The following is a 21,245-nucleotide window of genomic DNA, read 5'->3' as shown; positions in this document are numbered from 1 at the left end:
ATTCCTGCCCGTCAGGGTTGTATTAGTCATCCAGTGGTCGGATGGTGCCGTCGACCACTGTGGCATTAAAGGTTGTCAGTATATGGCGGACCTGTTCATCCGTCTCGATGGACTGCAAGGCAATAAAGCCTGCTTCTGCAGCCAGCCGTTGGCGCCGTTGCTCTGGCGTCTCTCCTGCCGGGCTGCGCAAGACCATTTCGATACGGGCATCGGGAACCAGCGTTTGCAGCGCCTGTTCGATCCGTTGTTGTTGACCCGGATTAAACAGTGCCCCCTGCTGCGGATCAACATCAAAGCAATAATAGCCGTCGCGGATTTCGACCAGTGCACTGTTACGGGCAATCGACAAGGGTAACCCGGCCAGAGGCAAGTGCTCCAGCCACATCCACCAGCTAGCGGGGGTCAGCGGCGGTAAATCGGCCGGATTGGCGATCTCGCGCGGCACGGTTTTGGTCACAGCGGCTTTGGTAGCGGTTGGTGCCGCTGGAGCAGGTTCAAACGTCATACTGTGATCAGCAGGCGCATCCATCAAACGACTGAGATTACCTCCGGCAGCCGACGTGTGCGGCTTGGTAGCGGATATTGCTTCCGTCGGTGCAGACTGGGCTGGTGCGGGTTTTACCGGCTCTGGCATCAGGGTTGCGGAAGGCGGTACGGCAGGCGGTGCGGCGGACGGCAACGGTTCCGCGGCCTCCTCTTCTGACCAGGGAGGGGATTCCTGCTCAGGCTCAGCCGGACTGACGACGGGCGGAGCCACGGTTACGGGCACCGGCTCAGCGCCTGGTTCAGCCAGAGGCTCATCGGCCGCAAACGGCGTAGCTTGCGTATCGTCAACAACAGGTGCCGCGTGTGTCGGCTCAGATTGTACTGGTTCAGGTTGTACGGGTTCGGATTGTACTGGTTTTGGTTCTGACTGCCCGAGGTCAGACGGCTCCGTCAGTGGCTTTTTTTTTTGCGCCTCAATCAGGGCTGGTTGTGCAGGGCTGACCAGCGCCGAAGGACTGGACAGCGCCGAACCCAGATCCAGATTGGCCAATGCCTCCGGTAACTGCTCCGGCAGCGGACGAAACGCCAGCATGCGCAGCAACAGCATCTCAAATCCCTGACGCGGGTCTGGAGCCAGAGTCAGATCCTTGCGGCCACTGAGCGCAACCTGATAATAAAGCTGTAAATCTTCGCCGTTCATGGCCAGTGCCAGCGCCAGAATGGCATCTCGATCCCCTTGGGAATTTTCGATGGCATCCGGAACCACCTGAGCCAGTGCCGCCCTGTGCCAGATGGTCAGCAAGCCTTGCACGACCTCATCATAATCCGGGCCGTGCTCCGCCATTTCTGCCACTTCGGCCAATACATCACGAGCGTTGGCCTTGGCCATGACTTCCGCCATTTTGAACAGCCGGCCACGATCCATGGTGCCCAGCATGCTGGTCACCTGGGTTTCCAGTACCGTACCTTCACCAAAGGCAATGGCCTGATCGGTCAGACTGAGAGCATCACGCATGCTGCCCTGGGCGGCTCGCCCCAATTGCCAGAGTGCCGGTGGTTCATAACGGATGTTTTCTGCCTGCAACACGGTTTCGAGATAACCAACGATGCTTTCTGGCGTCATGTTTTTCAGGCTGAACTGCAAGCAACGGGACAGCACGGTGACGGGCAGTTTTTGGGGATCGGTGGTGGCAAGCAGGAATTTGACGTGAGCCGGAGGTTCTTCCAGCGTTTTTAACAGCGCGTTAAAACTGTGGGTCGACAGCATGTGCACTTCGTCGATCAGATAGACCTTGAAGCGTCCACGGGTCGGTGCATATTGCACGTTATCGAGCAGTTCGCGGGTGTCCTCAACCTTGGTACGGGAGGCCGCATCCACTTCGATCAGGTCAACAAAGCGACCTTCTGCAATTTCACGACAAGAGGAACACACGCCACAAGGTCGGGCGCTGATGCCCTCTTCACAGTTAAGGCATTTGGCCAGAATACGGGCGATGGTGGTTTTGCCCACACCCCGGGTACCGGTAAACAGATAGGCGTGGTGTAGTCGCTGCTCATTCAAGGCGTTGATCAGCGCTTTGAGTACGTGCTCCTGGCCGACCATTTCGTCAAAAAATCGCGGTCGCCACTTACGTGCAAGTACCTGATAACTCATGAAAAGCGGACTCTGCTAAAACAAGGAAGTCGCATGATAACGATTGGCGGGCAGGATGTCAGTGTTATTGGAGATGACTCCTGCCAGCCACACCCCGGCACACGAGTCGACTACTACCGTTGCTCCCTTCCGGGCCTGGCGGGGTTCGTAGCTTATCGTTGCGAGGGGACCAACAGGAGCCACCATAACGACCTGACTTTCGACAGGAGGACAAATCGTACAGATAACTTTTCGATATTTCAAGGAGTTAAAGCAAATTCATGCTAACCCGGATAACAGCCGGCTGTGTTCGAACATCCGACACACTCTGTTATTCAGAGATGCAACCACTGTTTTAATGCCAGATTGATAATATCCGCCCGGCTTAGGCCCAAATCATCGCAGGCCAAATCCAGACAATCAATCACATCCGCATCCACCTTCACTTCCAACCGCTGCAACCCACGTTCTTTATCACGCTGACGCTGGAAGCGCTTGTTAAAGCGACTCTGTGCCGTGCGATCATACGGGTTACTTTTCGGCCGCCCACGACGGGGAGTCGAAAACATATCAATCGTTGTGCGATCTTCGGGTTGAATGGACATAACAGATCCGACAGAAAAACGGCGGCATTATGCCGTCTTGGCCGCGAATTGCAACGTCATAGCGAACGATTACCCCTTTCCCGTCTATCATTGTAATGACAGACCTTGCCAAGGGCGACGCATCTCAATACTGTTGACTGCTTTCTTTGCTGAACACGTTACCGATGTCCGATACCCAAATTACCCGCTTATCCCCCGACCAACTGACCCAGGCAGTAAACACTGATCTGCTGGATTTTATCTCCACGGAAGAGCTTGACGCTTTCCATGGCGTCCTGGGCCAGGAACGCGCCGTCAACGCCATTCAGTTTGGCGTCGCCATGCAACGCCCCGGCTACAATATTTTTGTGATGGGAGATACCGGCACCGGCCGCTCGTCCTATGTCCGGGACTACCTCAAAAGCGAAGCCAAACGCCAGATCACTCCTTCCGTCTGGTGTTACGTCAATAATTTCAGCAACCCCAGAGAACCCGGGGTTATTGAGCTGCAACCTGCAGAAGCCAATCAACTGCGCGATGATGTACGCCAACTGATTGACCAGTTGCTGGCGACCTTTCCGGCGGTGTTGGAACACCCGTCCTACCAGCAGAAAAAAGCTGCCATTGACTACCAGTTCAATCGCAAATACGACAAGGCCATTGAGCTGGTCGAAAAAGACGCCCACAAACAAGGGGTCGCGGTGTATCGCGATGCCAATGCCATCAGCTTTACTCCTATTCGTGATGGCAAGGCGCTGGATGAATCCGAGTTCGCCCAGCTGAACGAAGAAGAACGCGAACAGTTTCACGAAACCATCGCCACCCTTGAGCAAATGCTTGGCGACCAGCTGTCCGAGCTGCCGCAATGGAAACGCGAAACCAGCGACCTGCTGCGCGCTCTGAACCAGCAAACCATCAGCGACGCCATCAAGCCTTTGCTGGTGCCGATCCGTGAACGCTTTGGCCATCACGACCGGGTTTCGGCTCACCTGAACGAACTGGAAGAGCACCTGCCACGGCTGGTACTGGAAGAACTGGTCGATGAGCGTCTGCTGGAGCTGCGTGAGGAATACGTCAAACGTAACCGGCTGGAAGAATCCCTGCTGCCCAATGTGGTGACGCACCACTCCGCCGATAGCGGCGCACCGGTGGTATACGAACCCCATCCCAGCTACGGCAACCTGTTCGGCCGGATTGAATACACCAGCGACCAGGGCGCCCTGGTTACCAACTATCAGCGGATTTGCCAGGGTGCCCTGCACAAGGCCAATGGCGGTTATCTGATTCTGGATGCCGACAAGGTTCTGACCGAACCACTGGTATGGGATGCCCTGAAACGGGCGATACAATCCAAACAGCTGAAAATGGAATCGCCATATTCAGACATGGGGCTGTTCAACACCACCAGCCTGCTGCCCGCCACCATTCCACTATCGATCAAGCTGGTGCTGATTGGCTCACGTCAGGTGTACTACCTGCTGCAGCAATACGATGAAGACTTTAATCGCCTGTTTCGCGCTGTGGTCGATTTTGACAACGACCTGCCGCTCAACGACGACACTCTGTACGCCTACTCTCGGCTGTTAAAAAGCCGGGTCGAGGAACAAGGCTATGCCCATATGAGCCGCGATGCTGTCACCCGCATGGTGCGCTTCAGCGCCCGTCTGGCGGAACAGCAAGACTCCCTCAGCGCCCATATTGGCGAACAGTTCGACTTACTGGCCGAAGCAGACTTTATTCGCAAACTGGCACAAGACCCGGAAATCACCCCGATTCATATCGACCGAGCCTTACAAGCCAAGCAACAGCGCACCGGCCGGGTCTACGACAAACTGTTTGAACAGATGTTAGATGGAACCGTACTACTGGAAACCAGTGGTCGCGCTGTTGGCAAAATCAACGGCCTGACCGTAATGTCTTTGGGAGATACCAGCTTTGGTTCCCCCGCCCGTATCACTGCCACGGTTTACCCTGGTTCCAAGGGCGTGGTGGATATCGAGCGGGAAGTCAGTCTCGGCCAGGCGATTCACTCCAAAGGGGTGATGATCCTCAGCGGCTTCCTCGGCAATCGTTATGCCCAGAAATTCCCACTGGCGATCTCTGCCCACCTTGCCATGGAGCAATCCTATGGCTATATCGATGGCGATAGCGCCTCTCTGGCTGAACTGGTGTGCCTGATTTCGGCGCTGATCAATAGCCCGATTGAACACAGCTTTGCCATGACCGGCTCGATCAACCAGCACGGCGAAGTGCAGGCCATTGGTGGCGTGAATGAAAAAATCGAAGGTTTCTTCCGCTTGTGCTGCGCACGAGGACTCACCGGCGAGCAAGGGGTGATTATTCCGGCCTCCAACCGCCGCAATCTGATTCTGAATGATGACGTGGTACAGGCCGCTGCCGCTGGCAAATTCCATATCCACTGTGTCACCCATGTTGATCAGGCGGTGGAAATCCTGCTCCGCCGGGAAGCTGGTCAAGCCAACGACGATGGCGAATTTCCGGCTGGCACAGTGAATGGCGACATCATTGAACGGCTGAAAGCCATCTCCAGCATGGCCGACCAGACTAGCAGCAAAAAATAACCTCTCCTCTGGGTGCAGGGTGCAGGCAGGACACTTGTCAACGTGTTCCCTGTGCCCAGGCACTAGACAGCATCAAGCCCCAGGAACTACCGGGCATGAGACGCAGAAAAACAAAAACCCGCCGGGATACAGGCAAAAAGAAGGAAGCGAAAGAAAGAAGAAAAACGAAAGAAGAAAAACAGACAGGATCAAAAAATCCGTAGCGTCAACCACACCACAAGAAAACTCAAAGCCGGAGCCTTGCCCCGGCCTGAGCGATACTAGCGAAAACTTTTTACATTGCGAGCAACAAAACTCAGGGTCAGGCCAACCAGGCTGTCACTGACCTCATAAAAGCGCTCATCCAGCTCTTCCAACTCATTCCGGTAATCGTCTTCCAGCTGACTGACCAGAGCACTGCGAGCGTCTTCATCTGCAGGCACCGCCCGATCGGGGAAAAGATCCAGCAACTCGTCGAATATCGCGTGGATGTCGCGGGATTTGACCCGCTCCAATGCAGCTAAAGTGTCTTCCGCCTGAGCGCCAACCTCATGGTGAAAAAACTGCACAAAACCGCCGTTTTCCATTTCTCTGAGCAGACTGTCGATACAAAAAACGGTTTTTTCTGCATCACTCAGGGACTCGTAGCCCAAATCTGCTTCTTTATCGTAGATCACATCCGTGATCTGAAGAAATGAATCAGTCTCATCAGCAACGTCCAGCGCCGCCTGAATCTCCATGTTCATACGTCTAAACTCAGCACTCTCACAATTGAATTTCAGTCTGGCCAAGATAGCCCAAGCAATAGTATTTGCAAAGCCTTTACTGACTGTTTTTCCACCATATCCATTTGCTTTGCCAAACTGGGCGATTCTATCCGATCGATCAGTTTTTATTCAGCGATATGAACGCCTGATACAACACCATCAGACTGTGCAGCAGACCTCCGCCACAAAGCAAAAATCAGAGCGTATCAATAGTGGAACACAACGCCACCATACGTCGCGCAGTTGGCTCGGGATGCTCCATCGGAAAACAATGATTACCCGCCACTGTCTCGACACTCATCAATGGATTAAGCCTGGCAGCCCGGCGCGCACCCGGTGCAATAAAGCTGAACCCCGTAGTGGCCACCAGCAAATGCACCGGCACCGTCATATTACGCACGGCACGCCATAAACCCAGGGGAGCAGAAGCAAAAATCAGCGCTTCCCACTGCGGCGCACACGCCAACTCCACGGCCCCGGTTCCTGCTCCTGCTCCTGCTCCTGCTCCTGCTCCTGCTCCTGCTCCTGCTCCTGCTGGCCGCAAACCGGTTGTTAAAAACCCGTTAAACGCCAGAGCGTGCCAGTCTTTGTACAACGATTTGCTACCCAGATACTCTGCCGCCGCCGCCGGCGATTCCCAACGGGCACGACGCGCTGCTGCGCGCCGCACCAAAGGATTGTGCCGCCACAAATGAGTCACTTGCAGCAGTTTCTGGGAACCAATCAAAGCGGGAGGAAAAAGTACGGGGTCCAGCAGAATCAGGCGCTGAAACAGATCCGGGCACTGTTCCGCCATCATCAACGTCAATATGCCGCCCATGGAATGACCAATACCCACAACTTCTGGCCGTGGCAGATGCCCGGAGTCGGGCAACAGCGTCCATTCCGTGGCAACCACCTGCTGGACAAAGTGGGTCAGATCCGCCGCCAGCAACCGCCAGTCCGGGAAACCCCGGTGAGCAGTCGGGGCCGATCCACCATGCCCTGGTATATCACTCAGCAGCAACGACCAATCCTCTGGCAGTGCATTCCCCAACGCCAACAACGACAAGCCACTGAAGCCATTTCCATGTAACAGGTGTAAGACAGGTTGGCCGACACTGCCCTGTCGCCAATAGCCACAAATCGAGCCGACCGTGACCTTTTTCCAACCTGTGACACCACACACTGTCATATTTTTCGGCATACTAATTATCATCCTGTTGAGACGAACCATGTCGCTCTGACACCACCGTCAAAAACACACGGGGCAGAATCTACTGCTACAAACTGGGCATTGATCAAACCAGCGCTGGACAAAACGCAGTAGACTGTTTGGCGAAGGATCAACGGGTAACAAGAGTTAGCGGGGCACAGTCTGCACACTATTTTCTCTACCACGATGCAGTACGGCCGGAGCACGCTATACATCAGATAGTTATTTCTGAAACGACCACATCAAAGGGAATCACAATGACCGCACCAGCTGTAACACGCGCACTTGAAGCTAACCGACGATTCACCGACCTGAAAGATGCTCAGGCCCGGTTATCCCAGGCTCAACGGGATTTTGACGCCAAGGTAATCAGTGAGGAGCAGTACCTCACGGTTACGGATGTCTGTCAGAAAATCATTCGCGCCTGTCGCGACTGAGCCACACCGACAGCACCATCAAGCAGCAGCCGGAATACCACTATGGAAGCGAAATTCGCTGTCCGGCTGTTCTATCAATTCGCCTTCCAGAGCGCGAAAAAATGCCACGCGCTCATCAATTGGCTCTTTGGCATATTGCTGTGCCAGGCCAAGATAATCCTGATAATGCCGCCCTTCAGAACGCAATAACGAGCGATAGAATTTTTCCAGCTGACTGTCGAGCAACGGCGCCAGCTTGGCAAACCGTTCACAGGAACGGGCCTCGATAAACGCCCCGATAATCAGCACATCGATCAGTTCGTGTTCGCCACCCTTGCGTACCGCCTCACGCAAACCGGCGGCATAACGCGACGACGATACATGGCGATAAGCAATACCACGCTCTCGCATAATGGCTATCACCTGTTCGAAGTGCAGTAATTCCTCACGTGCCAACTGGCTCATTTTTTTGAGCAAATCTTCCCGGTCCACATGCTTGTAGAGCAGGTTCATGGCCGTGGTGGCGGCTTTCTTCTCACAGTTGGCATGGTCAATCAGCAGCGTATCCTGCTGCTTCAGGGCTTCCTCCACCCAGGCATCTGGCGTTGCACACGCCAGGAAGGTGTTAATCTCAGACAATACGTCGTCGAGTGTCATAGTCCATCCTCGATCATCTTTTCCAGAACGGCGCGCACCTTACCGGAAATGGCGATCGCTCGCTGGGTTTTTGCATCCATCAGGCAGAAGGTGATCGTCGCGTCAGCCACCAGCTCTGTTGGCTCGCCGTTTTCCAGCAACATCACCTGCTGTTGCATCTGGGCGCTCTTGTTACCAATGCTGCCCATGCGCGTCACAATACGAATGACCTCGCCATCAAAGGCCGGACGACGGTAAGAAATATTGATATTGGCCACCACAAACGCCAGCTGGTCATCATCAATAACATCAAGAAAACGGTGACGATCAAAATAATCCCAGCGCCCTTCCTCCAGAAACTCCAGATAGCGGCTGTTATTTACATGGTGATAAATATCCAGATGGTAACCACGAACCTTGATATCCACTGACATACATATTTCCTCGATCGTCTCATCCAGTTTGGGCAACCAGACACCAAGCCTTGTTCATTGACAACTTGATACCCAGCACCTTCAAGACATCGATTCTATGTAAACTGGCGCACACATTCAAACGATCGTTTGATTATTCGGGATAATTCCCTCGCGCCATCCTGTGTTCAGGTTTATTTTTCAAGATGTGTTCAATATGCGAACCAGAAAACCGTAACGGCCAACAGATGAAAACCCAATCAGGGCAACAGCTAGAACGCCTCGGCATCCTGTACCTGAAAACGCAGATCATGCAGATTGATACCCAGTGGCATATCGTCACTCAACCGTGCCAGCTCCCGCGTCAACAAAGCTTGCTGCCAATGCGTCTGCAAGCTGTCGACGATACGAGGCGTCACCCCGGCCAGCTCAGACAACTGTTCCAAAGCAATCAATATCCGGTCCAGACGCTGACAATGATCCAGTAATTGTGCCGCCGTTTTGGGGCCAATACCGGGGACGCCAGGCAGATGATTGGTGGTATCTCCGGTCAAGGCCCAAAAGTCCACCAGCTGGCCCGGCCGCAAGCCATAACGGGCATAAACCACCGCTTCGTCCAGTAACTGCCGGTCAAAATGATTGGCGACCCGGATACGGCTGTTCACCAACTGGCAGAAGCCTTTGTCCGTTGACAGAATCACACTGGAGACACCCGCCAGTGCCGCTTTGCTGGCCAATGCTGCACAGACATCATCGGCCTCCCAGCCATCCTGGCGAAAGCAGTAGACCCCCGCCAGTTCCAGCTGATGACGCAGCATTTCCAGTCCAGCGTGCAGGGCCTCCGGCATTGGTGGCCGACCTTTTTTATAGTCTGGCCACAGCCGATGACGCCAGGTCTCACCATGATCTTCGAATACCATGGCAACATGGCTGCACTCCAGCCGGGCGGCATTACTGTTGATAATGGTAATGGCGCGACTGGCAGTCGCTTCCAGGGCGGCAGAGCTGTTTTCAACCGCGGCATAGACCCGGCGAATCAGATTCATGGCGTCGATAATCAGTAACTGCATGGATAGCTCTCCTTGCGTGCCATTGTCCATCCTGTTTGCTCAGGAGCGATTGTCATTATTTATCAGTACGCTTGTGCTTGGTGATCCCCACAGCCCGGGTATCGGCTTCAAGGTCGGAATGACTGTCGAAATGACTGTCGGGATTCAATGGCTGATGTTGCTGGGCCTGCCAGAGTGCGGCATACCGCCCGTACTGAGACAGCAGCTGAGTATGGCTACCCCGTTCAACCACGCGCCCGCCTTCCATCACCGCAATCTCATCGGCATCGACCACGGTCGACAACCGGTGGGCAATAATCAACGTGGTATGACCTTTCGAGACTTGCCGGATGGCATCCATAATGCCGCGCTCGGTATGGGAATCGAGCGACGAGGTGGCTTCATCAAACAGCATGATCGCCGGGCGTTTGAGCAACATACGGGCAATGGCGATACGCTGCTTTTCGCCACCGGACAGCTTTAGGCCGCGCTCCCCCACCACGATATGCCAGCCATCGTTATGCCGCTGCACCAGACTGTCGAGATGCGCCATGGTCAGCACCTGTTGCAGCTCCTCATCGGTGGCGTCCGGGCGCGCATAAAGCAGATTGTTTTTCAGGGTATCGTTAAACAGCACGGTATCTTGTGGCACCATGCCTAGCGTGGCCCGCAGCACCGACTGCGGTAACTGATCAATTGGCTGGCCATCAATAAGAATCGCCCCTGCGGAAGGGTCGTAAAAACGAAACAACAAGCGGGTCAGGGTCGACTTGCCAGCACCACTACCGCCAACAATGGCCAGGGTTTTACCCGCCGGAATGGTCAGATCCAGCTGATCCAGCACCTGGTGATCGTCCCGATAACCAAAACTCACCTGCCGGAAAGTCACTTCGCCACCCTTGAGATCCAGGACGGCAGTGCCGTCATCTTTCACCGCCGACTCTTCATCCAGCAGCTCGAACATACGTTCGATATTGGCCATGGATGCTTTTAGTTCACGATAGACAAAGCCAAGAAAATTCAACGGTAAAAACAACTGGAACATAAAAGCATTGATCAGGGTGAAATCACCAATCGTCATGGTGCCTTGCACCACATACCAGGCCGCAAACATCAGCATCGACATCATCGCGGTACTGATAATCAGCGCCTGCCCGGCATTCAGGCCAAACAAGGTGTAACGGTTTTTCTGCCGCGCCTGCTCCCACTCGGCCAGCGACTCGTCGTAGTGCTGTGCTTCCCGCGACTCGGCATTAAAGTATTTGACTGTTTCATAGTTCAGCAGGCTGTCGAGGGCACGGGCATGAGTGGTGGAATCCATACGGTTGGCCTCGCGTACATACTGCGTCCGCCACTCCGTCATGCGGAAGGAATAACCTACATAAACCACCACAGCCACCGCGGTAATCAGGGCAAATACCGGCGGATAATTAAACAGCAACAACCCGGTTACCATCAGCAATTCCAGCAGGGTCGGCAGAATATTGAAGACAATAAACCGTAATAAAAAGCTGATGCCCTGCAAGCCCCGTTCAATATCGCGTTGCAAGGCTCCGGTTTGACGATCCAGATGAAACGCCAGGCTCAACTGGTGCAAATGCCGGAACACCCGCAGCGCCATCCGCCGCATGGCCCGTTCACTGACCCGGCCAAACACCAGATCTCGCAACTCGCCGAACAACACACTCATCAGCCGCGCCAGACCGTAAGCCAGCAATAACCCCAGCGGAAACCACAGCCACCATTGCTCCTGCGGCACGCCACCGGACGGCAACTGATTCAGGGTATCGACCTGATGCTTGAGCAAAAACGGCATACCCACACTGGCCAGCTTGGCTCCCACCAGACACAGCAAGGCCACAACCACACGCCAACGAAACTCAAACAGATACGGCAACAGCGTTGTCAGCCAGTCCCAGCCCTTGCGGGAAGGGGGAACCGGGTCATAACCACGCGCCGGTGAAAAGGATTTCATCCAGAAGGTGCTCTATAATTACGGTCGGAACGGCCACTGCCGAACCAACAGACAAAAGAATTGATCAGGCGGGAATTTACCACATCGTCGCCCACTTGCCGGAATTGCTTGCCGTATAGCCAGGTTCAAGCGAACGTCATCCGAAAACCGCAGTCAGAACACAACACCAGGGCGACAGACTGCGATTGATTCGCGTATGATAGCCGCCTTTGATTAGACCCAACCCAGAGAAAATACGCCACCATGCTGTCTGTACGCCGTATTGCCCCCCTGCTTGCTTGCACCGCTGCTGCTGCCATGACATCGACCAGCCACGCCGAACTCAGTGCCAATCTGGGACTGGTAACGGAATACCTACGCGATGGAATCAGTGAAACCCGTGGTGAATACGCAGCCCAGCTGGGAGCAACCTATATACACAACTCCGGCCTGTATGGCGGAATCTGGGCCAGTGAACTGAAGCGTAATGACGATCACACGCACTCGGAATGGGACCTGTTTGCCGGTTATTCCCGCCCCATTAGCCACCACTGGGGCATCGACCTCGGCGTGATGCGCAACACCTTTCATGGCGATTGGGAAAGCAGCGAACAAAGCTACGGCGAAGGTTTTCTGCGCGCAACCTATAAGCAGGCATGGGTTCTGGGTGTACGCCAGACCAATAATTTTATGGGCAGCGAATTTGCCCGCCGGGTACTGGAAGCCTCATACACCCTCCACACCAGCAACTTCGATTTTGAATTTTACACTGCCCGCCATCGTTATCTCGGCTTTGATGACGACTATAACTTCGGCAGTGATTACCGCGATGACTACTGGCATTTCCGGGTCGGTGTCGAGCGTACTTACAAGCAATACGATTACCGCCTGACTCTGGAACGTACCAACCTGACCAGCGACTATGACGCCGGCACGACCTTCCAGTTTGGCATTCACCGCTATTTTGATCTCTGGTAAGCGCTGCTCCATCACTGCGATCACTACCGCAGTCGCAGTCGCTGATGATTCAAACAGCCAGCAAGCATCAGCGCCCTGACTGTTTGAACCACCGGCTTCAGGCCCCTTCGGGCATGCTGTGCCACCAGATCCTCGCCTCACGACAGCCATCAGACGAGAACGATGCTTCCAGCACGCCATCCAATACCATTCTGGGCAGCGGGTCTCCGGGCTTTCTGTCGGGCAAGCCGGTCCCTGTTGAACTGGCCCAGATTTGAAAAAGCTCTTCCGATGCTACTTGATAAGTAACGTGCCAATGCGCCATGCCCGTACCTTCCTGGCTGGCCAGAATCTCGAACGTGAGCTGAACATCCTCCTGTAATTGCACCCGCGTCCAGTACTCTGCCAGTTGCGCCCTGCCCACCTGCACCTGAAACGGCGTATTGTGGTATTTGCCGTCTTCGTGAAACAGCATGGCAAACCTGTCCGGGCTGCGGGATTCCCAGGCTTCTTTGTAGCCCGCCATAAAACGCTGGATATTCATATTCCACTCCGCCAGATCGATGGATTCATAAAAGACTGGCAGTGTATTCACAGGCCGCAACCTGAAGCCAGTCAGTCGGTCAGACTGCCATCAACTTGGCTTCAATCAGCCCATGCTTCCAACCACACAGGCCCTTGAAGACCAGCGATCCAACCCCAAGCCTTAATTCGGCGTATCGATATCAACGGCCTCGGCTTGCGGCTGATACGCCAACATCACCTGTTCATCCGGAGAAAACATCGCCACCTCCTGACCTGCCCTCTGGGCATAAATCACCCGAAAGGCCAACACATTCTGCACATACTGGCGGGTTTCGGCATACGGAATAGTTTCTATCCAGACATCCAGAGGCAAGTGGCCACGCTCTTCCAGCCAGCGTTCAACACGGTGTGGCCCGGCATTATAAGCGGCGCTGGCATAAGCCCGATTACCATCAAAGCGCTGGAACATTTCTGCCAGATAAGCCGTGCCCAGCGCGATATTGGTTTCTGGCTGGAACAGCTGCTCTGCAGCCGCCAGTGGCACGCCATGTTTTTTGGCGGTCGTCTTGGCCGTAGCGGGCATCAGCTGCATCAGGCCACGAGCTCCTACCGGAGACTGCGCCGCTGGCTTGAAGGCACTTTCCTGACGGGCAATGGCTGTCGCCCAGGTCACATCGATCTCGTTTTTTCTGGCCTGAATCTCAAACAGGTCGGTGAACAACACCGGGAAACGGGCTTCCAGATAATTCCACTGGCGCTGGCGAATCGCATCCATAATGGCCCGGTGATGCCAGCCCCAGTCCAGGGAGAGCGCGACCATGTGTTGTCGTTTGACCGGTGCCAGACTGGCGCGGGCAGCAAGCCACTCCCGTTCGGCATCCTTGTTCCGTTCCAACGCCAGCCACTCTTTGGCCCGCTGAATCGCCGGGACATTCTGTATCTCTGTGAGTACATCCGTATTGACGCTAAACGGCTGATTATTCAGATTAAAAGGCAGTTGTTGATGGGTCGCGGCCAGAAAACCATAAAACGAGCGCGATTGTGCCAGCTGGTTCCAGGTTTGCTCGACGGTTTGCATCTCTGCTGCCGCGCTATCGCCCGGTTGATTCTGCACCGCATTGGCATACCAGTATTGCCAGCGATCCGAGGCTTGCAGGTCAGCAGGCAAGGTATCAATTAACGTCAGTACACCGGTCCAGTCGATAATCTCTGCACCCAGAGCCCGACGCAGCCGGTATTCCGTCAACTCCGGATACTGATAGTCATAATCAAGACCAGCCAGCAACGCCGTCGCGGTATCGGTTTGGGAATAGGTCAACCATTTGCCGATATACACATCCAGCGGTGCAATCAGGGAGGAGGCTTCTGGCAATGTTGCCCGGTATTTCAGCCACTGCTGTGCCGCAGTCTCGGCCGACCGACGAGCCAGCGGCTGGAAATACTGTTCCAGCAAACGGCGCTGGGCCGGTTCCGGAAAGACCGACAAGTCCGCCGTCAGCGCCTGGCCCGGATGACTTGACAGGGTTTCATAGCGGCTCGCCAGAGCATTGGCATCGGCATCCATAAAACGGTGCAGATAACGCGCCAGTCGCATATTGCCCGCCTGCGCGGCCAGCCAGTAACGTTTCGCGGCCATACCTGCGGTTGGATTACCGTATTGACTCCACTGCGCAAACAGAGGGTCACAGGCTGCCGGTTGGGATTTGGCAACCATCCACAACGAATCCGTCAGGGCCAACCCTTGCTCTTGCTGATCGGTTTGCAGATACGCCATGGCCAGATCACATTGATAGGCCGCTCCTTTTCTTGGCAAACGCTGATAGGCCGTGAGCCATTCTTGCCACCGCTCTTCCTTGGCCAGTTGCTTCAGCCAGGTATTTTGCAGATAAATACGGCGGGGAAACTGTGGGTAGCTGTCCAGAAAACGATTCACCTCAGCCTGGGTCAGGTGCTCTGGGAAACGCTGATAAACCTGATATTGCAAATACGGGTACAGTGAATAACCCTGTAATGGCTCAATCAGATCGGCCACTGCCTCATAGGGCACGGTGTCCAGTTGCTGTTCCACTTCAACGAATTGCGCACGCGCAGCAGCTTCCGCTTCCGGTGTTGGAATAGTGTCGGTGCCTTGCTCGGCGACCGCGCCAATGCTGTACAACATGATCAGCAAGCTTACAGAAAGGTGTCGTAGGGTCATTGAGCTTACTAATGTTAGTGAGTGGTATGGAAATCCTCATCCAATGATAGGTCAGGGTCAACCGTTTGTGAGACCCTCGGACATATTTATGCAAAAAAAAAGAGAATGGCTCGAATCAGCCAGCCATGTGACGGCCTTATTTATCATTCTTGTATATTTTATGCACAAGCCCGAACCCCATCAGAACCCATTTCTGAAATTCGGGCTTGCAACCATCAACAGGCACTTTTATAGTTGCTACTAACAACCAATTAACGCAGCCATTAACGAGACACCCATCGCCATGTCCGCCAGCTCGAAACGCGCTCAGGAACTCTACGAAGCAGTGAACCAACTTATCCGTGTTCACCAGTTCCGCGACCGTGATTGCATTTGCCACCACGATGTCTCGGTGGCCCAGTGCTACGCACTGGAAACCCTGGTCAAGCGTGGCCCGTTACGCCTTCAGGCGCTGGCCGATGAGATGTATCTCGACAAAAGCACCACCAGCCGGGTCGTCGACTCCCTGTTGCGCAAGCAATATGTACTCAAGGCCCACGACCCGGCCGACCAGCGCGCAGTGCAACTTTCACTGACTCCTGCTGGCGAAGCGTTATACCAGACCATCCATCAAGACCTGATCGCGGAAGAAGCGTCCATGATCAAAGACGTTCCCGCTGAAGTGGTCGATGGCGCATTAACACTGATCCGGCAGCTGACCCAAGCCGCTCGTGATCGCCTGGGCTCATAGCCCATTTTTTTACCCAATTAGTTGTTAGTAACAACATTAATCATGGAGACCATGCTATGAACAAAACCACATCCCAATTACCGGTTGCCGTTATCGGTGCAGGCCCTATCGGGCTGAGTGCCGCCGTTCACCTGCTTGATCAGGGCTACACCCCCATCGTATTTGAAGCCGGAGACCAGGCCGGTGCCAACCTGGCACGCTGGGGCCATGTGCGCATGTTCTCCCCCTGGGCTTACAACGTCGATGCCGCCGCCGCTACATTACTGCAGCAACAGGGCTGGAACCACCCGCTTGCCAGCGATTTCCCGACTGGCCAGGAATTACTGGCACAGTATGTCACACCACTTGCCTCTCACCCGGCCATTGCCCCTCATCTGCAGCTGAATACCCAGGTTCAGTCGGTCAGCCGTCTCAACCATGATGTACTGCGCACCGGCGGCCGTAACGAGTCCCCGTTTGTGCTCCGTGTTACCGGCCCTGACGGCGAACGCGACGTTGTCGCACAGGCGGTGATTGACGCTTCCGGCACTTATCAGACCCCTAACTGGCTGGGAACCCACGGCATTCCAGCACTCGGGGAAAATGCCGCCGCAGACGCCATCGCCTACGGTGTGCCCAATATTCTTGGTGCTGCCCGCGACCAATACGTCAACCAATCAGTGCTGGTTGTCGGCGGTGGCCATTCGGCGTTTAACGCGTTGCAGGATCTGGTGGTGCTGGCTGAGCAACACGAAGGCATGCGTGTACTCTGGGGGGTACGTAATGCCTCTGTCACCAACGTGGTTCGCTCCCCCGCCAATGATGAATTGCAGGAACGCCGACGCCTGGAAGTCCGCATTCAAGAGCTGTTGGAGCAAGGCCGTATCGAAGTATTTACCGAACTGGAAATCGAAGCCATCGAGCGCCATAACGGCCAGCTGATGGTACGCAGTGGCTCACGTACCTTGCCGCCCGTCGATCGCATCATCGCAGCCACCGGCTTCCGTCCCAACCTGAGCCTGCTGGCCGAAGTCCGTACCTCTCTGGACCCGGCCACACAAAGCCCAACACGACTGGCCCCTCTGATCGACCCCAATCAGCACAGCTGTGGTTCGGTGCCTGAACACGGCCTGGCAGAACTCTCCCACCCGGAACCCGGCCTGTTTATCCTGGGCATCAAGAGTTATGGCCGTGCACCAACCTTTTTGCTGCGTACCGGTTACAAACAAGTGGCCGCGGTTGTTACCGCATTAGGCAGCAACGCCATGTACGCCGCCGCCCAGGCCTCGACGACGGCAGCGGCACCCTCTCCAGCCACGTCATCTTGCCAGGGATGAGCAGGTTGCCTGCACCCGCCCATCGCAGCTTTGTGGCAGCGATGGGCATCAGTCAAATGGTGTCCTGGGGAACGCTGTATTACAGCTTCCCCCTGATTGCCGAGGCCATCTGTAATGAACTGGGCTGGAGCCGTGCGGATATTTATGGGGCTGCCACACTGGGCTTGCTGGCGGCTGCGTTAGCCGCCTACCCGGTGGGGGCTTTGATTGATCGTGGCCATGGTCGTCCATTAATGGTTGGCGCGACGGTGGCTGCTTCCCTTGCACTGCTGGGCTGGTCCAGTATCAACACCATGACGGCGCTGTATGGTGTCGTGATCACTTTAGGAGTACTACAAGCGGCGTTATCTTACGAACCCGCCTTTGCCGTCACCATACGCCAGTTAGGGACGCAACAAGCCCGCTCCGCCATCACCACCATCACCTTATGGGCCGGTTTTGCCAGCACGGTGTTTATACCGCTGCTGCAATGGATGCTCGACAACCTGGGCTGGCGCGGCGCACTACTGGGACTGGCAGCCATCAATATTGCCGTCGCCGCCCCACTGTACTTTTGGGCCATTCGATCAGCCACGGTGGCCGATCACACAACCCGGCACCAGCCCACAACAACCGCATCCCCCAGTTCCCCGGACAATCCTGTTCGGGCGATGCTATACAGCCCGAGATTCTACCTGCTCACCGCTTCTTTCTGTTTTTATATGGCGCTGTTTTCTGGCTTTACCTACCATATTTATCCGCTGCTGGTTGCCCTGTCTTCCGATATTCAAGCCGTCGTGTTCGCCATTGCCCTGATTGGCCCGGCCCAGGTCGGTGCCCGACTATTGCTGCTGTTATTCCGGGAAATCTCCATCAAACATCTTGGCCTGCTGGCCAGCGTTGCATTTCCGCTAGCGATCCTGCTATTAAAAGCACCGCCATCGGCGTTTACACTGGCGGCCCTGTGTGTGCTTTATGGCGGCGCAAACGGCATCTTTACCATCGTGCGCGGCATGGCCGTACCGGAACTGCTGACGCGCCACCACTACGGCAGCATCAACGGCATTATGCTGATTCCCATGTCACTGGCACGAGCGGCAGCACCCTGGCTGATTGCCGTATACTGGACACATTCCGACACACCCGACAACGCCCTCAACCTGATGCTGGCCCTGGCGATATTGGTACCGGTATTGTTTGGCCTCGCACTTGTTACCAAGAGCCCGACACAAGAGCACAAGGCCGGAACATAAATCGCAACAACCACAGACAGAGCCTGTAGCCACAGATACAGGCCCTACATCACTTCCGCTTTATCGTATTTCGTCAGATGATCCATCACAAAAGGACGCCCCTGCACCGCCAGCCACATAACACCGCAGAGCAGCCCCACCACCATAAAAAGGCCACCCAGAGTGGACGTCATATTGCCGGAATGGGCGGCGACAAGCTGCACCGCCATGGCACCGAACATACTGGTGATAAAATGAACAAGCGCCACCGCCGAGCCAGTATCACGCTGCTGTTGTTCCAGAATAAGATTGGTGCCGGGCACACGCAGGCCGACCACAGACAGAGTGGCCACGGCGGCACAGGCCGCAAAAAGCCAGGGTGAGCGATCGCCAAAGAAGACCAGCATCACACCACTCATCACCAACACCGCAAACCCCATGCGGACGATGGTTTGCACCGGCATCCGCCGCGACAGGCGTAGATACAGCATCGGGCCAATCAGGGCACACACCGCATTCATGGCAAAGATCAGACTGAACGCCTGCTCGGACATGCCAAAGCCATCGATATAGACATAAGCCGCGCTGCCGATAAACGCCATCAGGCACATCGGCGCCATACCAAACAGCAACACCAGATAGGCAAAGCGCGGGTTGCTCAGCACCGTGCCCAACCGACTCCAGGACTTGACCACCGGCCCGTCATAGCGATTAACCAGACTTTCCCGGAACAGCAACACAAGGGCCGTGGCGAACAGGCCAAACAGGGCGAGAGCCACAAATATTGCGTGCCATGAGGCAACACTCAGCAGAACAGCCCCCAACACCGGAGCGACCAACGGCGCGATAACGACCAGCGACATCACAGTGGCAAGAATCCGCTCACGCTCACGGCCCTTGTAAAGGTCTTTAACGATGGCCGTTTCCACCACCGTGATGGCACCACCCCCAAAACCTTGCAAAACCCGGGAAAGAATCAGCGGCTCAATACTGTAAGAGAACACACAGCCAAGACTGGCCAGCACATACAGCGCCAGCCCGATCAACAGAATCGGCTTACGCCCGAACTTCTCGCTTAGCGGCCCCCAAAACAACATGCCGCAGGCATAGGCCAGCATATAGCCACCCAGCGTCAGATTTACGGCATCATGGGAGACAGCAAACGCCTCGGCGATCTGCGGCAACGCAGGCAGATAGATATCCATGGTCAACGGCGGAAAGGCACCGAGGATCACCAGCATAAACAGCATCCCGCGTCGGCCTAGCCGTGGTTGTGCCGTTGTCATCGTTTTTTCCTTCTGGTCGGTGAGCTGTCCTCAGTCAGTGAAAGCCCATCTGTGTTTTATGTCTGTGTTCTGCCAGCCCGCAAGGCACAAAAAAGCCCGCACGGGCACGCGGGCTTTTTATACCTCATCTATCGGGCGTCTAACACCTGGCAGTCCATCTGCTATTGTATCCGGTTTGATAAGCCATACAGAGGACAACTCTGCTCAGCAGCAATTCCTCTCATTGTGGAAGTCGTCCTCAGTACATCGAACAGCAGCAGAGCCCCTCATTAAAGAAAGGCAAAACCGGGGGAAACTATCCGACCGCAACCCTCTCTATCACCCCTTTCTCAAACAGTTGCTGCAAGATTGCCGCACACTGTTCCCGGATGGTGTCCCGCAGCAAGCGAACCGCCGGCGTGATCGATTGTCGGCTCGGGCAAATAAGCCAAAGCTCTGAAGCAGTGGGTTTGTACTCCGGCATAACGCTGACCACATGGCCCGCCAACAGATCAAACGACATATCGAGGCAGGATTTAACGGCGAGCCCTTTACCTGCAACACACCAGCGCCTGACCAGATCGCCGTCGTTGGCGATGCGGTTGCCACTCATCTTGATCTTGTAGTCGCTTCCACCTTGGGAGAACACCCACACATCGTGGACAATATCCTGCAGCTGGTAAAACACGCCTTTGTGTAACGGCAAATCATGGGGGTGTCTGGGCGTGCCATTAGCCTCAAGGTACTGGGGCGAGGCGCAGAGCACACAGGGGACATCACAGATTTTGAAGCCATACAGATTGGCCTGGTCAGGAGAGCCGTAGCGCAGCGCGATATCCACAGAGTCACGGTAAAAGTCGATATTACTATCACTGATATGAGAACGCAGGCTGACCCCAGGGTTTGCATCCATAAAGTCGTCCAGCCAAGGCGTGACCAGATTCCGTCCCAGATCCGATGACAAGGCAATACGCAGCTCGCCGTCCACCACATGCAGATCACCTTTCACGCTTTGCCGCGCAAGCTCCAGCATCAATAATGCCTTTTCACACTCGGGAATATAGCGTTCGCCTGCAGCAGAGAGCCGCAAACTGCGAGTCGTCCGGACAAACAACTCTACCCCAAGGGCGCTTTCCACCCGCTTAAGGGCGGCACTGGCCGTAGCACTGCGCATATTCAGACTGGTGGCCGCCGCTGTGATGCTACGAAACTCAGCCACTTTAACTGTAGTGGTCAACTAATCCCGGACAGTATTTTAAAGTTTTCCTCAGCAGCAACGGGCGAAATGCCGTCGTTGAATGTATGAGGTCGCTGCCGGTTGTAGTAGTCCATCAGATAACCACCAACATC

Annotated in this window: 18 protein-coding genes and 1 other RNA gene; 6 read left to right on the top strand and 13 right to left on the bottom strand. The window is 55.2% G+C overall.

Annotation, left to right across the window (positions count from 1 at the left end):
* Positions 1-22 precede the first annotated feature (22 nt).
* The 3 genes from dnaX to ybfE form a co-directional block, all read right to left on the bottom strand.
* Positions 23-2,140, bottom strand: coding sequence for a DNA polymerase III subunit gamma/tau (gene dnaX / locus Q8W22_RS14630; RefSeq protein ID WP_305452840.1), 2,118 nt, complete (start codon positions 2,138-2,140; stop codon positions 23-25).
* 78 nt (positions 2,141-2,218) lie between these two features.
* An RNA gene (ffs, locus tag Q8W22_RS14625) (signal recognition particle sRNA small type) lies at positions 2,219-2,315 on the bottom strand.
* A 139-nt stretch (positions 2,316-2,454) separates the two neighbouring features.
* Positions 2,455-2,724 carry a LexA regulated protein gene (gene ybfE / locus Q8W22_RS14620; RefSeq protein WP_303432034.1) on the bottom strand — a complete coding sequence of 90 codons (270 nt, stop codon included), beginning with the start codon at positions 2,722-2,724 and terminating at the stop codon, positions 2,455-2,457.
* 164 nt (positions 2,725-2,888) lie between these two features.
* On the opposite strand from ybfE, the gene Q8W22_RS14615 reads away from it, so the two are divergent.
* Entirely contained in the window at positions 2,889-5,285 is a 2,397-nt protein-coding gene (locus tag Q8W22_RS14615) for a Lon protease family protein (protein ID WP_303432033.1), read from the top strand.
* A gap of 260 nt (positions 5,286-5,545) precedes the next feature.
* Here the strand turns inward: Q8W22_RS14615 and Q8W22_RS14610 are convergent, their stop codons facing one another.
* Both Q8W22_RS14610 and Q8W22_RS14605 read right to left on the bottom strand, forming a co-directional pair.
* Positions 5,546-6,010, bottom strand: a complete 465-nt coding sequence (locus Q8W22_RS14610; protein WP_303432032.1) for a DMP19 family protein — start codon at positions 6,008-6,010, stop codon at positions 5,546-5,548.
* A 217-nt stretch (positions 6,011-6,227) separates the two neighbouring features.
* Positions 6,228-7,217, bottom strand: a complete 990-nt coding sequence (locus Q8W22_RS14605; RefSeq protein WP_305452839.1) for an alpha/beta fold hydrolase — start codon at positions 7,215-7,217, stop codon at positions 6,228-6,230.
* A 266-nt stretch (positions 7,218-7,483) separates the two neighbouring features.
* Between Q8W22_RS14605 and Q8W22_RS14600 the strand changes: the two genes are divergently transcribed.
* A complete protein-coding gene (locus Q8W22_RS14600) occupies positions 7,484-7,663 on the top strand; it encodes a hypothetical protein (RefSeq protein WP_303432030.1) in 180 nt (59 codons plus the stop codon).
* An 18-nt stretch (positions 7,664-7,681) separates the two neighbouring features.
* Here Q8W22_RS14600 and Q8W22_RS14595 read toward each other — a convergent pair whose 3' ends face one another.
* The 4 genes from Q8W22_RS14595 to Q8W22_RS14580 form a co-directional block, all read right to left on the bottom strand.
* Entirely contained in the window at positions 7,682-8,299 is a 618-nt protein-coding gene (locus Q8W22_RS14595) for a tRNA-(ms[2]io[6]A)-hydroxylase (protein WP_305415591.1), read from the bottom strand.
* Positions 8,296-8,712 (bottom strand): thioesterase family protein, encoded by a 417-nt coding sequence (locus tag Q8W22_RS14590; protein WP_303432028.1) that lies wholly within the window; start codon positions 8,710-8,712, stop codon positions 8,296-8,298. The genes Q8W22_RS14595 and Q8W22_RS14590 overlap by 4 nt, the downstream gene beginning before the upstream one ends.
* Before the next feature lie 251 nt (positions 8,713-8,963).
* Positions 8,964-9,761, bottom strand: coding sequence for a 5'-3' exonuclease H3TH domain-containing protein (locus tag Q8W22_RS14585; RefSeq protein ID WP_305452838.1), 798 nt, complete (start codon positions 9,759-9,761; stop codon positions 8,964-8,966).
* A 55-nt stretch (positions 9,762-9,816) separates the two neighbouring features.
* Positions 9,817-11,715 carry an ABC transporter ATP-binding protein/permease gene (locus Q8W22_RS14580; protein WP_305452837.1) on the bottom strand — a complete coding sequence of 633 codons (1,899 nt, stop codon included), beginning with the start codon at positions 11,713-11,715 and terminating at the stop codon, positions 9,817-9,819.
* A gap of 243 nt (positions 11,716-11,958) precedes the next feature.
* On the opposite strand from Q8W22_RS14580, the gene Q8W22_RS14575 reads away from it, so the two are divergent.
* Positions 11,959-12,672 carry a TorF family putative porin gene (locus tag Q8W22_RS14575; RefSeq protein WP_303432025.1) on the top strand — a complete coding sequence of 238 codons (714 nt, stop codon included), beginning with the start codon at positions 11,959-11,961 and terminating at the stop codon, positions 12,670-12,672.
* A 97-nt stretch (positions 12,673-12,769) separates the two neighbouring features.
* Here Q8W22_RS14575 and Q8W22_RS14570 read toward each other — a convergent pair whose 3' ends face one another.
* Entirely contained in the window at positions 12,770-13,246 is a 477-nt protein-coding gene (locus Q8W22_RS14570) for a nuclear transport factor 2 family protein (protein ID WP_305452836.1), read from the bottom strand.
* A 111-nt stretch (positions 13,247-13,357) separates the two neighbouring features.
* On the bottom strand, positions 13,358-15,337 hold the full coding sequence (locus Q8W22_RS14565; RefSeq protein ID WP_305452835.1) for a transglycosylase SLT domain-containing protein: 1,980 nt from the start codon (positions 15,335-15,337) through the stop codon (positions 13,358-13,360).
* A 319-nt stretch (positions 15,338-15,656) separates the two neighbouring features.
* Between Q8W22_RS14565 and Q8W22_RS14560 the strand changes: the two genes are divergently transcribed.
* Genes Q8W22_RS14560 through Q8W22_RS14550 form a run of 3 tightly spaced genes read left to right on the top strand, consistent with a single transcriptional unit; the run spans position 15,657 to position 18,651 of the window.
* On the top strand, positions 15,657-16,103 hold the full coding sequence (locus Q8W22_RS14560; protein ID WP_303432022.1) for a MarR family winged helix-turn-helix transcriptional regulator: 447 nt from the start codon (positions 15,657-15,659) through the stop codon (positions 16,101-16,103).
* 56 nt (positions 16,104-16,159) lie between these two features.
* Positions 16,160-17,419, top strand: coding sequence for an NAD(P)-binding domain-containing protein (locus Q8W22_RS14555; RefSeq protein ID WP_305452834.1), 1,260 nt, complete (start codon positions 16,160-16,162; stop codon positions 17,417-17,419).
* Positions 17,420-17,424: 5 nt separating this feature from the next.
* Positions 17,425-18,651, top strand: a complete 1,227-nt coding sequence (locus Q8W22_RS14550) for an MFS transporter (RefSeq protein WP_305452832.1) — start codon at positions 17,425-17,427, stop codon at positions 18,649-18,651.
* A gap of 44 nt (positions 18,652-18,695) precedes the next feature.
* Here Q8W22_RS14550 and Q8W22_RS14545 read toward each other — a convergent pair whose 3' ends face one another.
* Both Q8W22_RS14545 and Q8W22_RS14540 read right to left on the bottom strand, forming a co-directional pair.
* The gene (locus Q8W22_RS14545; RefSeq protein WP_305452829.1) at positions 18,696-19,916 is read right to left on the bottom strand and encodes a multidrug effflux MFS transporter; all 1,221 of its coding nucleotides are present in this window, start codon (positions 19,914-19,916) and stop codon (positions 18,696-18,698) included.
* A 295-nt stretch (positions 19,917-20,211) separates the two neighbouring features.
* Positions 20,212-21,132 carry a LysR family transcriptional regulator gene (locus Q8W22_RS14540; RefSeq protein WP_305452827.1) on the bottom strand — a complete coding sequence of 307 codons (921 nt, stop codon included), beginning with the start codon at positions 21,130-21,132 and terminating at the stop codon, positions 20,212-20,214.
* Positions 21,133-21,245 lie beyond the last annotated feature (113 nt).

This window comes from Oceanobacter sp. 1_MG-2023, assembly GCF_030689025.1.
In the GTDB taxonomy this organism is placed as follows: domain Bacteria; phylum Pseudomonadota; class Gammaproteobacteria; order Pseudomonadales; family Oceanobacteraceae; genus Oceanobacter.
The sequence above is the reverse complement of the archived record's forward strand: the minus strand, read 5'-3'. Positions and strand labels throughout refer to the sequence as shown.